The sequence below is a fragment of the Cryobacterium adonitolivorans genome, from assembly GCF_004402695.1.
Lineage (GTDB): Bacteria > Actinomycetota > Actinomycetes > Actinomycetales > Microbacteriaceae > Cryobacterium > Cryobacterium adonitolivorans.
In genome coordinates this window covers 70301-86005 of the sequence record NZ_SOFL01000040.1, presented here as the reverse complement: position 1 = coordinate 86005, position 15705 = coordinate 70301, and the positions used below count along the sequence as shown (strand labels likewise).

The window sequence follows — 15705 nt, the reverse complement described above, 5'->3', positions numbered from 1 at the left end:
CTCGGTGCTGGCGGGCGGGGCGGGTTACTCGCGCAGCGCGGCTCCGAATCGGGCTGCGGCGAGTTGCACGCCGGCCAGCTTCGCGTCGCTGGCCTCGGCGGCGGTGAGGGTACGGTCCGGCGCCCGGAACCGCAGGGCGAAGGTGAGCGACTTGCGGCCGGTCTCGATGCCCGTTCCGCGGTAGTCGTCGACCAGCTCGATGCTCTCCAGCAGCGCACCGCTACCCTCGCGGACGGCCTGAAGCACGCCGCTGGCCGGCACCGTCACGTCAACGACGAGCGAGAGGTCCTGCGTGGCGGCGGGCTTGGTGCCGATCACGGTGGCCTGCAGCTCCCCGGTGACCTGGGCGAAGACGGCGGACAGGTTCAGCTCGACGACAGCGACCACGGCGGGCAGGTCGGCGCCGCGAGCCACGGCGGGCAGCAGTTCGCCCGCGAAGCCCACCGACAGCTCGCCGGCATCCGTCGCCACGAACAGCTCGGCGGTGCGGCCGGGGTGCATGGCCTGGTGCGCGCCCTGACGCACGAGGATCGGCAGGCCGACCGCGAGGCCGATCTGCCGGACGGCGGTGACGGCGTCCTGCCAGGATGCCGCGATGGGCGCCTGGCCGGGCTGGTGGCGCAGCGTGTTGCCTAGCAGCACGACGCCGGCGGTAAACGGCTGCGGCGGGATGCCGGCGTTCAGTTTCGCCTCGAGTTCGGCGCTGGGCCGCACGGCGGCCTGCGGCACCACAGTGCTGCCGTAGCTGACGCCGGCAACCGGGCGGAAGACCGAACCGAGCTCGAAGATCGCCAGGTCGGTCGAGCCGCGGGACAGGTTGCGGTGTGCGATCTGCAGCAGGCCGGGCAGCATTGAGGTGCGCATGAACGGTGCCTCGCCGTCGAGCGGGTTGGCGACCTTGATCTGCGGAACCGTGCTGCTCGTGGGGTGGCCGAACAGGGTGTTGGCTTTTTCGGCGACGAATGGGTAGGCCAGCACCTCGGTGTGGCCGGTGGCGGCGAGCACCGTGGCGACCGAGCGCTTGAGCTGCTGGGTGCGGGTGAGGCCGCGGCCGGGCGGGGCGACGGGCAGCACCGACGGGATGCGGTCGTACCCGACGATGCGGGCGACCTCCTCGGCGAGGGTCCACTTGTCGGTGAGGTCCGGGCGCCAGCTCGGCGCGATCACCGCGAGGCCGGTGGCGGTCTCGGTCATCGAGGCGCCGATCTCGGCGAGCGAGGTGCGCACCTCGTCGCGGGTGTACTCCAGGCCGATCAGGCCGGAGACGAAGCCGGTGGGCAGGTCGATCGGGGCGCGCTCCGGGGTGGCGTCGTGCAGGGAGCCCAGACCGTCGGCCACTCCCCCGGCGAGCTCGACGAGCAGCTGCACCACCCGGGCGGCAGCCACGGCGGCGACCTCGGGGTCCACGCCGCGTTCGAACCGGCGGGAGGCTTCGCTGGGCAGCTTGTGCCGGCGGGCGGTACGTGCGATCGACACCGGGTCGAAGTTCGCGGCTTCGATCAGCACATTGGTGGTTCCGTTGCCGATCTCGGTGGTCGCTCCGCCCATCACGCCGGCCAGGCCTATGGGGCCCGAACCATCAGCGATCAGCAGGTCTTCGCGGTTGAGGGTGCGGGTGACGTCGTCGAGGGTGACGAGCTTCTCGCCGGGCTGCGCACGACGCACGACGAGGCCGCCGGTAAGAAGGTCGAGGTCGTAGCCGTGGATGGGCTGGCCGAGTTCGATCATCACGTAATTAGTGATGTCGACGATCAGCGAGATCGAGCGGATGCCGGCCAGCTTGAGCCGGGCGATCAGCCAGGCCGGCGACGGCCTGGAGGGGTCGACGCCGCGCACGACACGGGTGACGAAGACGCCCGCGCCGATGCGGTCGCGGATCGGTGCGGCATCCTCGATCGAGACCGGGAAGACCTCGGTGGACGCGGTCGCCGTGACGGCCAGGGCCGGGTCGCGGAAGGTCGCGCCGGTGGCGTGCGAGTACTCGCGGGCCACGCCGCGGATCGAGAACGCGTAGCCGCGGTCGGGGGTGACGTTGATCTCCACGGCGGAGTCGTCCAGGCCGAGCAGGCTGATCGCATCCGCGCCGATTTGTGGGTCGAGCCCGAGGTCGCCGAGCACCAGGATGCCGGCGTGCTCGTCACCGAGGCCGAGTTCGCGGGCCGACGCGATCATGCCGTCGGAGACGTGACCGTAGGTCTTGCGCGGCGCGATCGGGAAGGGGCCTGGCAACACGGCGCCGGGCAGAGTCACGACGACCTTGTCGCCGACGACGAAGTTGTGCGCGCCGCAGACGATGCCGTGGATGGCGGGGCCACCGTCGGCGGCGAGTTCGCCGTCCGCGGCAACGCGCACCTGGCACCAGTTGATGGTCTTGCCGTTGGTCTGTACTTCACCGACGAACTCGAGAACCTGGCCCACGACGATGGGTCCGGTCAGCTCGAAGCGGTGGATCTCTTCTTCCTCCAGGCCCACGCTCACCAGGGCGGCGTGCACGGCTTCGGGGGTGGTGCCGGGTTCGAGGTCGACGAATTCGCCGAGCCAGCTCAGGGGAACGCGCATCAGACGGTCATCCCGTACTGCTGGCTGAACCGAATGTCGCCTTCGACCATGTCGTGCATATCCTTCACATCGTTGCGGAACATCAGTGCTCGTTCGACGCCGACGCCGAACGCGAATCCGGAGTACACCTCGGGGTCGATCCCGGCGGAGCGCAGCACATTGGCGTTGACCATGCCGCAGCCGCCCCACTCGATCCAGCGGGCGCCGTCCTTGAAGGTGGGGTGCCAGAGGTCGAGCTCGGCGCTCGGCTCGGTGAACGGGAAATAATTGGGGCGCAGGCGCACCTTGGCCTCGTCGCCGAACAGGGCCTTGACGAAGTGGTCGAGGGTTCCGCGCAGGTGAGCCATGGTGAGGCCCTTGTCCACGGCGATGCCCTCGATCTGGTGGAACACCGGGGTGTGGGTCGCGTCGAGCTCGTCGGTGCGGTACACCCGGCCGGGCGCGATGCGGTACACGGGCGGCTCCGCGGCGAGCAGCGCACGCAGCTGCACCGGCGAGGTGTGGGTGCGCAGAACCAGGTGCGCCTCTGGCGGGTCGATGAAGAAGGTGTCCTGCATGGCGCGGGCCGGGTGGTCCTCGTCGAAGTTCAGCGCGTCGAAGTTGAACCACTCGCTCTCCAGCTCGGGACCCTCGGCGACCTCCCAGCCCATGCCCACGAACACGTCAGAGACGCGCTCCTGCAGCAGGGTGAGCGGATGCCGCGCCCCGGCCCGCCAGGTGGAGGCGGCGGCAGTGACGTCTACGGTCTCGGCGGCGAGCTGGGCGGTGGCCTCGGCGTCGACGATGGCGGCTTCGCGGGCGCCCAGCGCCTGGTTCACCCGGGCGCGGGCCTGGCCGACGAGCTTGCCGGCGGCGGCCTTCTGGTCGCCGGGCACACTGCGCATGAGGGCGTTCAGCGCGGCCAGCGGCGAGGCCTCGCCGACGTGCGCGGAGCGCACGGCCTTGAGGGCGGCGGAGTCATCCGCGCCGGCGATGGCCGCGAGGGCGGCGTCGACGGCCGCGGTGACGACGGGTTCGGTTATTTCAGTGGGGGCAGACACGAGACCCAAGTTTAGTGCCCGCCCCCGGCACCGGCTGCGGCACCGGTACGCGTTTGTCTTTAGAAGCCGCCGCCGGCACCAGCGGCGTTCGGCATGGGTTCTGGGACGGCTTCGACGAGCTTGCCGGCCTTCGGGCCGGAGCGTCGGGCGATAACCCGCGCCAGCCAGGACAGCGACAAGTTCATCGCCAGGTAGATGGCCAACACGATGAGGAAGAAGGAGAACTGGTACCGCTGACCGAAGAAGTTGGTCATCGTGTACAGGCCGCTGCGCAGTAGCTCCTCGTAGCCGACGATGAACGCCAGCGAGGTGTCCTTGAGCAGCACCACGAGCTGGGCGATGATGATCGGCAGCATCTGCCGGAACGCCTGCGGGAATTCGATGCGGAACCGGGTGGAGATGGGCGTCAGGCCGATCGCGAGACCGGCCTCCCGTTGGCCTCGTGGCAGCGAATTAATGCCGGCCCGCAGAGCCTCACCGATGATCGCACCGTTGTAGACGGAGAGCGCCGCGACACCGGCCCAGAACGACCCGGTGGAGAACACCAGCAGGATGAAGAGCATCATGAGCAGCACGGGCATGCCGCGCACGAATTCCAGGACGATCGTCGTGGGCACCCGGATGGCGGCATGGTCAGCCGAGCGCAGGAAGGAGAACAGCACACCCAGGATCAACGCGAAGAACGCGGCGACTCCGGCCATGGTGAGGGTCGCCAGTGCGCCACGCCCGAGTGTGCGCCAGACCTCGACGTCGAGCAGGGCATCCCAGCGGGTCGGGTCCCACATGCCGGGCTGGATGGCGCCGTTGGCGCTGGGCTTCGGGGCACCGAGCGCCAGGATCAGCGCGGTGAGGCCTGCGATGATAATGATCACACCGACGACGGAGATGACCCGGGATCGGGCGCGCGCCTTGGGGCCCGGCGCATCGTAAAGAACTGAGCTCATCGGAGTACCGCCACTTTCTTTTCCACCCGGCCGGCGACCTGCCCGAGAGTGATCGTGACGATCAGGTAGAAGGTCGCGACGGCCAGCAGAATCGCGATCACGGCGTCACCGCGATCGTTGACGACCTGGCGGCCGGCGCCGAAGAGTTCGAAGACGAAGAACGCGCCGGCGACAGAGGTGTTCTTGGTGAGCGCGATGAAGACGTTGATCAGCGGGGGAATCACCATCCGCACGGCCTGGGGCATTATCACGTAGCTCAGCGACTGGCCGAAGGTGAGGCCCACGCTGCGGGCGGCCTCGGCCTGGCCGACGGGAACGCCGTTGATGCCCGAGCGCAGTGCCTCGGCGACGAACGGCGAGGTGTAGACGGTGAGGCCGATCAGGGCCAGCACGAAGTACCCGGGTGAGAACTGCAGGTACGGCAGGATGTACGCGCAGAAGAACAGCACGAGGGTGAGTGGGGTGTTGCGAACCAGCTCGGTGTACACCGTCGCGAAGGCGCGAAAGGATGCGATGGGCGAAATCCGCAGGGCGGCTACGAATACTCCAAGCACGAGCGCGCCGGTGCCGGAGAGAATCAGTAACCCGAGCGTGTTCTTGAAGCCTTCCAAAAAGACCGGCAGGTTTTCGATGACTGCGTCCAAGACTCACCTCCTCTTGTGTGTTTATCGAGCGTGTGTGGGAAAACTGCCGATCGGGGCGGCCGGTGCGGCCACCCCGATCGGATCGAGCAGTACTGCTAGTAGCGGTCGACCGCCGGCGGTTCCGGCGTCTCGAGAACGGAGCCCGCGGTGGCGTCCCAGGCTGCTGCCCAGGAGCCGTCCTCGTAGGCCTCTTCGAGGACGTCGTTGATGAAGTTGCGGAACTCGGTGTCGTCCTTGGCCAGGCCGATGCCGTAGGGCTCTGCGGTGAACGGGTTACCGATGACCTCGAACTCACCGGCGTTCTGGTCGGCGAGGCCGGCCAGGATCACGTTGTCGGTGGTCACAGCGTCGACTTCGCCGCTGCGCAGCGGGCCGAGGCAGTTCGAGTAGGTATCCGTGGCGATGATGTTGGTCGTGTACGCGGCGATGTTCTTCTCCGACGTGGAGCCGCTCACGGTGCAGACCTTCTTGTCGGCCAGGTCCTCGGGTCCGGTGATCTTCGCCTTGTTGCCCTCCAGCACGAGCAGGTCCTGGCCGGCTTCGTAGTACGGGCCGGCGAAGGAGACGACTTCCTTGCGCGCATCGTTGATCGTGTACGTGGCCACGACCAGGTCGACCTGGCCGTTCTGGATGAACGGCTCGCGGTTGGCGGAGACAGTCTCAGTCCAGGTGATGCCCGACGCCTCAATGCCGAGCTTGGACGCAATGAGCTTGCCGATTTCGACGTCGAAGCCGACCGGATTGCCATCCGGGCCCTTGAGGCCGAACAGCGGCTGGTCGAACTTGGTGCCGATGGTGATTTCACCGGCCTCGTTCAGGGCGGCCATGGTGGTGCCCTCCTCGAACGTGACGTCTTCCTCAACTGGTGCCGCCGACGGCGTGCTCGCTCCGGAGTCGGTGCAGCCGCTCAGCGCGAACGCTCCGACCAAGGCGATGGCAGAGATCATTAGACCCTTGTTGCGTCTCATGGTTTCCTCCTGTGTGCTGTGTGTCTCGCCGACCGGTTAGTGGGCAAGTATTTTGGAGAGGAAGTCTTTCGCTCTCGAGCTCTGGGGGTTCGTGAAGAACTTCTCGGGGGTGGTCTCCTCGACGATGTCGCCCTCGGCCATGAAGATGACCCGGTCGGCCGCCTTGCGGGCGAAACCCATCTCGTGCGTGACCACGATCATGGTCATACCCTCGTTGGCGAGGTCGACCATCACCTCGAGAACCTCGTTGATCATCTCGGGGTCGAGCGCGCTGGTGGGCTCATCGAGCAGGATCAGCTTGGGGTCCATCGCCAATGCGCGGGCGATGGCCACACGCTGCTGCTGGCCGCCGGACAGCTGGGACGGCATCTTCTTGGCCTGGTTGGCCACACCGACACGTTCCAGAAGCGCCATGGCCTTCTTCTCAGCATCGGCCTTGCTCATGCCGCGCACCTTGATCGGGCCGAGCGTGACGTTCTGAAGCACGGTCTTGTGCGCGAACAGGTTGAACGCCTGGAACACCATGCCCACGTCGGCGCGCAGCTGCGCAAGCGCCTTGCCTTCGTTCGGCAGTTCCTTGCCGTCGATGGTGATCGTGCCGTTGTCGATGGTCTCGAGGCGGTTGATCGCCCGGCAGAGGGTGGACTTGCCCGACCCGCTCGGGCCGATGACCACGACCACCTCGCCGCGGTTGACTGTGGCGTTGATGTTCTTCAGAACGTGCAGTTCCCCGAAGTTCTTGTTGACGTCTGTGATCACGACCAAGGGTTCCCCCCGGCGGACGGTGATGTTGGACGTCGCCGGTGATGCGTCTGTTGGCTCCATACCCCCCAACTTAGGCCCGGGGGTGTCATACAGACCACCTTTGGCCCGGCTTTAACCCGGTCGGTAACCCAAACGTAATAGACGCCCGACCGGGAAAGATGCTATGCCCGTTGTGAGAACGCGCTCTCGTACAGGCACACGGAGGCGGCCGTCGCCAGGTTCATCGATTCGGCGTGGCCGTAGATGGGAACGCTGACCGATCGGTCCGCCATGGCGAGGTCTTCCTCGGTGAGACCGCGGGCCTCGTTGCCGAACAGCCAGGCGGTGGGAGCGGCGAGCAGGCCGCTGTTACGGACCTCGAGCAGGTCGTCGCCCTTGATGTCGGCGGCGAGGATCTGCATGTCGGCGAACTTCGCGCGCTCACGCACATCGGCGAGGGTGACACCAACGGCGACCGGCAGGTGGAAGATCGACCCGGTCGACGAGCGCACCACCTTGGGGTTGTACAGGTCCACGCTGCGGCCGGTGAAGATCACGGCGTCGGCGCCCGCCGCATCCGCTGCCCGGATGATGGTGCCGGCGTTACCGGGGTCGCGCACCTCTTCGAGGATCGCGATGAGCTTGGGCTCGTTGGCAAAGATCTTCTTGATCGAGGTGGGGAACTGGTGGCACACCGCGATGAAGCCCTGCGGGGTGACGGTGTCGGCCATCGTCTCGAGCACCTGCTCGGTGACGAACTCCACGTCGACGCCGGCGGCGACGGCGGCATCGCCGATTTCGGTGTAGCGCTCGAGGGCCGTGGGGGTGGCATACAGCTCGACGACGAGTTCGGGGCGGAAGGTCAGGGCTTCGGAGACGGCCTGCGGACCCTCGAGGAGGAACAGTCCCGTCTCGGAGCGGGCGGCTCGGTTCGCAAGTTTCGCGACGGCACGCACGCGAGGAGATCGGGGGTTATCTAGCATGCACCCAGTTTAGGTGCCGCGCACCCCGGCCATCTAATGCCCCGCCGGGCATGCAAAACGGGAGCGATCATCAGTGATGATCGCTCCCGTGAACAAGCAGGTGTGACTACTTGGCAACCTTGGCTGCGGAGGTGTCAGCGGGCAGTGCTGCCTTGGCGCTCTCGACGATGGCCGCGAAGGTGGCGGGCTCGGTGACGGCGAGGTCGGCGAGGATGCGACGGTCAACCTGGATGCCGGCCAGGGCGAGGCCCTGGATGAGGCGGTTGTAGGTCAGGCCGTTCGCGCGGGACGCAGCGTTGATGCGCTGGATCCACAGGCGACGGAAGTCACCCTTGCGTGCACGACGGTCACGGTAGCTGTAGACGAGGGAGTGAGTGACCTGCTCCTTGGCCTTGCGGTACAGGCGTGAACGCTGACCGCGGTAACCCTGGGCGCGCTCAAGGATTACGCGACGCTTCTTGTGGGCGTTGACGGCCCTCTTTACTCTTGCCATTTTCTAATTCCTTTAGGGGTACGGGGCCTAGTGGCCGAGAAGCTTCTTGATGGCCTTGACGTCGGCCTTGGCGAGAACCTGGTCCTGGTTCAGGCGGGACTTGCGCTGCGTGCTCTTGACCTCGAGGTTGTGGCGAAGTCCGGCCTGCTGCTTCATGATCTTGCCGGAGCCAGTGACCTTGAAACGCTTCTTTGTCCCAGAGTGGGTCTTCTGCTTAGGCATTCTTTTCCTCCTGTTTGGCTGCTTTATCTGCAGCTCTATGTGCATTGGCCTCTGCCTTGGCCTCTGATTTGTTCTTCAGCGGGCCAATCACCATGACCATGTTTCGACCGTCGATGGTCGGGCTCGATTCCACAGAACCGAACTCCGCGACATCCTCGGCAAATCTCTGTAGCAGACGTACACCCTGGTCGGGACGGGACTGTTCACGGCCACGGAACAGAATCATGGCCTTGACCTTGTCGCCGGCCTTCAGGAAGCCTTCGGCGCGCTTGCGCTTGGTCTCGTAGTCGTGCTTATCAATCTTGAGACGGAAACGAACCTCTTTGAGGATCGTGTTCGCCTGGTTGCGCCTGGCTTCTTTCGCCTTCTGCGCAGCTTCGTACTTGAACTTGCCGTAATCCATGATCTTCGCGACCGGCGGCTTGGACGTGGGGGCTACTTCGACCAGATCGAGGTCAGCCTCCTGTGCCAGGCGCAGGGCGACATCAATCGCCACGACCCCAACCTGTTCGCCGTTGGGACCAACGAGACGGACTTCGGGGACGCGGATACGGTCATTTGTACGGGGATCGCTGATGCGTCTCTCCTCTACTCAAGCATCGTGGCTACAGCCTGACAACGGATGTCGTCCGGAGACGAGGAGGAGACAATCGCGCGCGCAATTCCTGAGTTCTGGAACGTTTCCTTGTTCCGTTACTCATCAACCACGTACGGCACCCTATCTACCGTGCAAGCTGGAAACCAGCGAGCGACGGCGGAGTGCAAACTACCCGGTAACCTTTATGAAGCGGTCAAGCGCGGGTGGGAGATTATCCACTTTCGTACCGAGACTTTCATCTCGGAGCCCGGGTAAGCATAGCAGAGGAAACCAGTGAGCGACAATTACGATCAGGACCAGTCCGGCCAGGCCACGAGGGACATCGCGGATGTGGCTGCGGTGGAGATCATCACCACCGCAGCGGTACACCTGATGAGCGCCTCGGCGGTCAAGGTGGGGCTCGCCGACGACCCCGACACCCAAATCGACCTGGATGAGGCGCGCAAGCTGATCACGGCCCTCGCCGGCCTGATCACGGCATCCGCCCCCGATATCTCGGACATGCACGCGCGCAGCCTCCGCGACGGCCTGCGGTCGTTGCAGCTGGCCTTCCGCGAGGCGTCGAGCATCCCCGACCCGATCGGCCAGGGCCCCGGCGAGAAGTTCACCGGCCCGGTCAACTAGACGGCTCTCTCCTCCCGACGCACCGACTCATTGGTCGAGCCTGTCGAGACCCCGCGAGTCGATCTCGACGAGCTCGATCAGCGGTACCTCAGGTCTGACAGACCGGGCACCAGTAGGTGACCCGCTGCTCGAGCTCGTTGCGGCCGAGTTGGCCGCTTCGGATGCGCGTGCCGCAACGCCGGCACGGCTGGCGTTCGCGCCCGTAGACGAAGGTGCCCATCCCCCGGCGCAGATTGCCGGTGGTGGTGCGCTCTGCGCGGTCTCGGTTAGCCAGCATCAGCCGGTGGCCGAGCGCCACGAGTCCGGCCGGATCGGTGACCTCGCTCATCGGCCGGGTGGGCAGCAGGCCGCGCAGGAAGCAGAGCTCGTTCACGTAGACGTTGCCGAGCCCGGCGAGGTTGCGCTGGTCGCCCAGGGCGACCGCCACCGGCCGCTCCCCCGCGGCGGTCAAACGGGTCACGGCCTCCTCGGGGTCCCAGTCCGGGCCGAGCAGATCCGGGCCCAGGTAGCCGAGACGCTGTTCGTCCTCCGCGGTGGGGAACAACTCGAGCGTGCCCAGCTCGAATCCCACCCCCACCCAGTCCGCGGTCTCCAGCACGATGCGGGCCTGGAACGCCGGCCGACGCCACCTGGTGCCGTGCCGGTAGAGGTGCCAGCTGCCCTCCATCTTCAGGTGCGAGTGGATGGTGGTCTCCCCCACGTGCGCCACCAGGTGTTTGCCGCGGCTGACCACCTCGTGCACTCTCTGGCCGGTCAGGTCGACGGTGGCGAAGGCGGGCACCCGGATGTCGCAGCGGATGAGCGCGGCCCCGTGCAGGGCCTCGTCGAGGCTGCGGGCGCTGCGGTAGACGGTGTCGCCCTCAGGCACTGAGCCTCAGCCCCCGCGGGGTTTCGGTGAAACCGGCGGTGCGCAGGGCATCGCCCACCGTGGTGCCGAGCACGAATTCGGCGTTCACGGTTTCCACGGCAAGCTTGGGCACCCGTCCGGCGGTGACCGTCGCGGCCAGCGACCGGGTGGCCGCCAGCACGGTCTCGGACGGCGCGGCCCGCGGCGTGCCCGCTTTCACCGGCGCCGGGCGGGACGATGCGGCGGCCACGGGCGCCTCTTCTGTGGAGTTCCCGTCACTCTCGCCGCCGGCGGAACCGCCGGCGGCCGGGTCGAACACCAGCATCGACTTGCCGCCGCGTTCCACGTAGAGCACCAGGTGCCCGTCGACGAGCACCACGAGGCCGCCGGCCTTGCGGCCGGGCCGGTGGCCGGTGCCCTCCGGCAGGGCCGGCCAGGGCAGCACCGCGCCATAGGGGTTGGCCGGGTCGGTGGCGGCCAGGGTCACCGCGGTGGACACCGACCTGTCGCCGCGCTCGGTGCGCTCGCGCTGGTCGACGTAGCCGCGCATCCGGTCGATGGTGCCGGCGGTGGCGAACTGGGAGGCCCCGAGGCCCTCCACGAAGTAGCCCCGGCGGCAACGGCCCATCTCCTCGAAGCCGCTGAGGGTCTTGTAGACCAGGGCGAAGCCGCCGAGCACGTTCTCACCCATCACGGCGCCCCGGGTGACAACGCCGTAGCGTTCGAGCATGGTCTCGCCCAGGGCGTGTGCGCGGCGGGTGGCCGAGGTGTCGGCGACGGGCACGATCGACCAACGGCCGGAGACCGTCGGCGGACCCTGCCGGCTGGGCAGGCTGGGGCGGGGCAGGGCGCGACCGCGGTGCAACCGGGCCCGGGGCGTGGCGCGGCGGGTGGAGTGCGCCGAGCTGCCGCCGGACACCAGCGACCGCACCGGGGCGAAGGTGTCGTTGCTCACCAGGCCGGACCAGACCAGGTCCCACAGGGCCTCGACGAGGGCGCCGTCGTCCTGGCTGCCGACCGAATCGGCCAGCTGCCTGAAGAAGTATCCGCCGCCGCTGCCCAGCGTCGCGAGGATCTCCCGCTGCAGCGGCGTGGAGTCCAGTTCGATGGGCACGGGCAGGGTCAGCGGCGCGGTGTCGGCCAGGTGCAGGCTCACCCAACCGTCGTTGCCGGCCAGCGTGCCGGCGCCGGCCCAGAGCACCTCGCCGGCGTTGGTGAGTTCGTCGAGCATGCCCGGGTTGTAGTCGGCCACCCGGGCGGGCAGGATCAGGGTCTCCCAGGCGGAGGCCGGGATGCGGGCGCCCTCGAGCTGCTCGATCACGGACACGACACCGTCCACGCCGCGCAGCTTGCCGCCCACGTGTTGCCAGGCCGGCAGGAAGCGACCGAGGGTCGCCTGGTCGACGGGCTCCACCTCGTGCCGCAACGCCGCCAGTGACCGCCGCCGCAGGCGCCGCAGCACCTCGGCGTCGCACCATTCACTGCCGCTGCCATGCGGGCGGAATTCGCCCTCGACGATTCGGCGGGCATCCGCCAACCGGCGCAGGGCGCCCAGGGCGATCGCGGTGCCGAAACCGAACCTGGCCGCGACATCGGCCGTGGTGAACGGGCCGTGGGTGCGTGCGTACCGGCTGACGAGGTCGCCGAGCGGGTCTTTCACGCTTTCGGTGAAGGCCTCGGGGATGCCCGGTGCCAGCGGCACGCCGAGAGCGTCGCGCAGCCGGCCGGCATCCTCGATCACCGCCCAGCGCTCCTCGCCGGCGATGCCCACCCTGAGGGCACGGCGCGCGGAAGTGAGCGCGTCGAGGTGAGCGCGCGCCTCGGCCTCGTCAGCGGCGGGCAGAGCGGCAATCTCGTCGCCGTCGGTCTCCGTCTCGGTCGCTTCGGCGTTTTCGGGGTTGCCTGCGGCAGGGTGCAGCCGGGCTGCCACCTCTGCCACGGTGAGCGGGCCGAGGCCGCGGAGCAGGTCGGCGACGCCCTCCAGGCCCTTGGCCCGGCGGTCGGAGGCCAGGCGCTGCAGTTCGGCGTCGGTCCGGTCGATCACGACGGGGTCGAGGAGCTCCCGCAGTTCCACCCGGCCGAGCAGCTCGGCCAGCAGGCCGGAGTCGATCGAAAGGGCGGTGGCCCGGCGTTCGGCCAGCGGCGAGTCACCCTCGTACATGAACGCGGCGACGTAGCCGAAGAGCAGGGCGTTCGCGAACGGGCTGGCCGAGTCGGTGCTGGTCTCCACCAGCCGGATCGCGCGGCTGGCCACCTGCTTGGCCAGGGTAACGAGGGCGGGCAGGTCGTAGACGTCCTGCAGACACTCGCGGATGGTCTCGAGGATGATAGGGAACGACGGGTACTCGCGCGCCACGTCGAGCAGCTGGGCGGCCTTCTGGCGTTGCTGCCAGAGCGGCGAGCGGCTGCCCGGCCGGTACCGGGGCAGCAGCAGCGCGCGGGCGGCGCATTCCCGGAACCGGGAGGCGAACAGGGCGGAGCCGCCGACCTCGTCGGTCACCAGCTGCTCGAGTTCGTCGGGGTCGAAGACGAAAAGGTCGGCGCCGGGCGGTTCGGCCTCGGTGTCGGGGATGCGCACGACGATGCCGTCGTCGCTGGCGACGCAGGCGCCGTCGATGCCGAAGCGCTCGCGCACCCGGGCTCCCACGGCCAGGGCCCAGGGGGCATGCACGGTCAGGCCGAACGGAGAGTGCAGGATGACCCGCCAGTCGCCGAGCTCGTCGCGGAACCTCTCGACGACCAGGGTCTGGTCGGTGGGCAGGTAGCGGGTGGCGGCGCGCTGCTCGTCGAGGAAGACCAACAGGTTGGTCACCGCCCGCTCGTCGAGGCCGACGGCCAGGCAGCGCGCCCTGGCCTTCGCGGGCGTGAGCGCGGACACCTCGCGGAGGAACGCGCCGATGGCAGCGCCGAGCTCGGCCGGCCGACCCAGGCCGTCGCCCTTCCAGAACGGCAGCCGACCCGGCTCGCCGAACGCGGGCAGCACGAGGACCCTGTCGTGGGTGATCTCCTGGATGCGCCAGCTGGTGGCGCCGAGCGCGAAAACGTCACCGACGCGGGACTCGTAGACCATCTCCTCGTCGAGCTCGCCCACCCGGCGTCCGGTGGGCTGGTCGCCGCCGACCATGAAGACGCCGAACAGGCCGCGGTCGGGGATGGTGCCGCCGCTGGTGACGGCCAGGCGCTGGGCGCCGGGCCGGCCGGTGAGCAGGCCGGTGTCGCGGTCCCAGATGATCCGCGGGCGCAACTCGGCGAACTGGTCGGACGGGTAGCGGCCGGCGAGCAGGTCGAGGGTGGCCTCATAGGCCGAGCGCGGCAGGGTGGCGAACGGGGCGCTCCGCCGCACGGCGTCGAACCACTCCTCGGCGTCGATGGGTTCGAGGGCCACGGCGGCAATGGTCTGCTGGGCGAGGATGTCGAGGGGGTTCGCGGGCACCTGCAGCGACTCGATCATGCCGGACACCATACGCTCGGCGGCGACGGTGGCGTGGATGAGGTCGGCCCGGTGCTTGGGGAAGATGATGCCCCTGGACACCTCGCCGACCTGGTGGCCGGCCCGGCCGACTCGCTGCAGCCCGCTGGCCACCGACGGCGGTGATTCAACCTGCACCACCAGGTCCACCTCGCCCATGTCGATGCCGAGTTCCAGGCTCGAGGTGGCCACCACACAACGCAGCCTGCCGGACTTGAGGTCGTCCTCGATCATGGCCCGCTGTTCCTTGCTCACCGAGCCGTGGTGGGCGCGGGCGAGCAGCGGCTCGGCGCCTTCGCTCTGGCCGCTGCCGCCCATCAGCTCGGCGGGCGGCCGCGGCGGTGGCGGCGCGGCCGGTCGGGCAGCGGATCCGGCGCCGCCTTCTGGGCCACCGACAGCCGGACTGCCGACGGCCGGGCCGCCCGCGAGCACCAGCTGGGCCTCCTCGGCCGCGGCGAGCCGCTCGCCGTAGATCTCGTTGAACCGGGCGGTGAGCCGTTCGGCGAGGCGGCGGGAGTTGGCGAAGACGATCGAGGAGGAGTGCGCGAGCACGGCGTCCACGATGGCCTCTTCGACGTGCGGCCAGATCGACCCGGTCTGCGGGGCGGCGGCGGAGGTGGCACCCTCCGGCACGGGAACGGCACCGAGCTGGGTCATGTCGTCGACGGGCACCACGACGCGCAGGTCGAACCGTTTCTCGTTCTTGGGCGCCACGATCTCCACGGGCGCCTGGCCACCGAGGAACCGAGCCACCTCAGACGCCGGTCGCACCGTGGCGGACAGGCCGATGCGCTGCGCGGGCGTGGCCAGCAGGGCGTCGAGGCGTTCGAGGGACACTGCCAGGTGGGCGCCGCGTTTGCTGGCCGCGACGGCGTGGATCTCGTCGATGATCACGGTGTCGACGCCGCGCAGCGACTCGCGGGCGGCGGAGGTGAGCATCAGGAAGAGCGATTCGGGGGTGGTGATGAGGATCTCGGGCGGCGTCTTCACCAGCGCCCGCCGGTCAGCGGCGGGGGTGTCGCCGCTGCGCACGCCGACGGTCACGCGCACCGGCGGCAGGCCCAGCCGTTCGGCGGCCTGGCCGATGCCCACCAGCGGGGCGCGCAGGTTGCGTTCCACGTCCACGCCGAGCGCCTTCAGCGGCGAGATGTACAACACCCGGGTGCCGCTGGGCGCGGCTGAGGGCACCGCGGCGGGCGCGGCGGCATCCGTGGCCTCGGCATCGTTGGGGGCCAGGTCGGTCGTGGACGCGGAGTACAGCCTGTCGAGGGACCAGAGGAACGCGGCGAGGGTCTTGCCCGACCCGGTGGGGGCGACGACGAGGGTGTGCGATCCCCGGGAGATGGCGTCCCAGGCGCCGAGCTGCGCCGCGGTGGGCGCATCGAACGCGCCGGAGAACCACGTGCGCGTGGCCGGCGAGAGGCGCTGGAGGATCTCCGTCATCTCCCCATCCTTGCCGATACCCCCGACATCGGCCCGGATGCCACTCCTATCTGGTGCCGATGCGGACATCTGCGGCCGGTGCGCCGGGCGCACAAGTCCGCTTCGGCAACAGTTGCCGCCCACGGGG

General features: G+C 68.7%; 13 protein-coding genes. 1 reads left to right on the top strand and 12 read right to left on the bottom strand.

Translation table 11 applies throughout. The features are described from left to right. Window positions 1-24: 24 nt before the first annotated feature. The 10 genes from pheT to infC form a co-directional block, all read right to left on the bottom strand. Window positions 25-2559 carry a phenylalanine--tRNA ligase subunit beta gene (gene pheT / locus E3O42_RS12600; protein ID WP_134454271.1) on the bottom strand — a complete coding sequence of 845 codons (2535 nt, stop codon included), beginning with the start codon at window positions 2557-2559 and terminating at the stop codon, window positions 25-27. Continuing rightward, entirely contained in the window at window positions 2559-3599 is a 1041-nt protein-coding gene (gene pheS / locus E3O42_RS12595; RefSeq protein WP_134454270.1) for a phenylalanine--tRNA ligase subunit alpha, read from the bottom strand. Before pheS ends, pheT begins: the two co-directional genes overlap by 1 nt. Window positions 3600-3658: 59 nt before the next feature. After that, window positions 3659-4543, bottom strand: a complete 885-nt coding sequence (locus tag E3O42_RS12590) for an amino acid ABC transporter permease (protein ID WP_134454269.1) — start codon at window positions 4541-4543, stop codon at window positions 3659-3661. Continuing rightward, a complete protein-coding gene (locus E3O42_RS12585; protein WP_134454268.1) occupies window positions 4540-5187 on the bottom strand; it encodes an amino acid ABC transporter permease in 648 nt (215 codons plus the stop codon). The genes E3O42_RS12590 and E3O42_RS12585 overlap by 4 nt, the downstream gene beginning before the upstream one ends. A 95-nt stretch (window positions 5188-5282) precedes the next feature. Next, window positions 5283-6155, bottom strand: a complete 873-nt coding sequence (locus E3O42_RS12580) for a glutamate ABC transporter substrate-binding protein (protein ID WP_134454267.1) — start codon at window positions 6153-6155, stop codon at window positions 5283-5285. Between the two features lie 36 nt (window positions 6156-6191). Then, window positions 6192-6980: an amino acid ABC transporter ATP-binding protein gene (locus E3O42_RS12575; RefSeq protein ID WP_134454266.1), complete on the bottom strand. Its 789-nt coding sequence runs from the start codon at window positions 6978-6980 to the stop codon at window positions 6192-6194. A 101-nt stretch (window positions 6981-7081) separates the two neighbouring features. After that, window positions 7082-7882, bottom strand: a complete 801-nt coding sequence (locus E3O42_RS12570) for a TrmH family RNA methyltransferase (RefSeq protein WP_134454265.1) — start codon at window positions 7880-7882, stop codon at window positions 7082-7084. Window positions 7883-7988: 106 nt separating this feature from the next. Further along, a complete protein-coding gene (gene rplT, locus E3O42_RS12565) occupies window positions 7989-8375 on the bottom strand; it encodes a 50S ribosomal protein L20 (protein WP_088455742.1) in 387 nt (128 codons plus the stop codon). 27 nt (window positions 8376-8402) lie between these two features. Further along, window positions 8403-8597, bottom strand: coding sequence for a 50S ribosomal protein L35 (rpmI, locus tag E3O42_RS12560; RefSeq protein ID WP_066594389.1), 195 nt, complete (start codon window positions 8595-8597; stop codon window positions 8403-8405). After that, the gene (gene infC, locus E3O42_RS12555) at window positions 8590-9174 is read right to left on the bottom strand and encodes a translation initiation factor IF-3 (RefSeq protein ID WP_084020755.1); all 585 of its coding nucleotides are present in this window, start codon (window positions 9172-9174) and stop codon (window positions 8590-8592) included. Before infC ends, rpmI begins: the two co-directional genes overlap by 8 nt. Before the next feature lie 294 nt (window positions 9175-9468). Between infC and E3O42_RS12550 the strand changes: the two genes are divergently transcribed. Continuing rightward, complete coding sequence (locus E3O42_RS12550; protein ID WP_103429550.1) at window positions 9469-9819, top strand: DUF1844 domain-containing protein; 351 nt, start codon at window positions 9469-9471, stop codon at window positions 9817-9819. 88 nt (window positions 9820-9907) lie between these two features. Here the strand turns inward: E3O42_RS12550 and E3O42_RS12545 are convergent, their stop codons facing one another. Together E3O42_RS12545 and E3O42_RS12540 are read right to left on the bottom strand one after the other, a co-directional pair. Next, on the bottom strand, window positions 9908-10687 hold the full coding sequence (locus E3O42_RS12545; protein WP_134454264.1) for a DNA-formamidopyrimidine glycosylase family protein: 780 nt from the start codon (window positions 10685-10687) through the stop codon (window positions 9908-9910). Beyond that, window positions 10680-15578 carry an ATP-dependent helicase gene (locus E3O42_RS12540; RefSeq protein ID WP_134454263.1) on the bottom strand — a complete coding sequence of 1633 codons (4899 nt, stop codon included), beginning with the start codon at window positions 15576-15578 and terminating at the stop codon, window positions 10680-10682. Before E3O42_RS12540 ends, E3O42_RS12545 begins: the two co-directional genes overlap by 8 nt. Window positions 15579-15705: the final 127 nt, after the last annotated feature.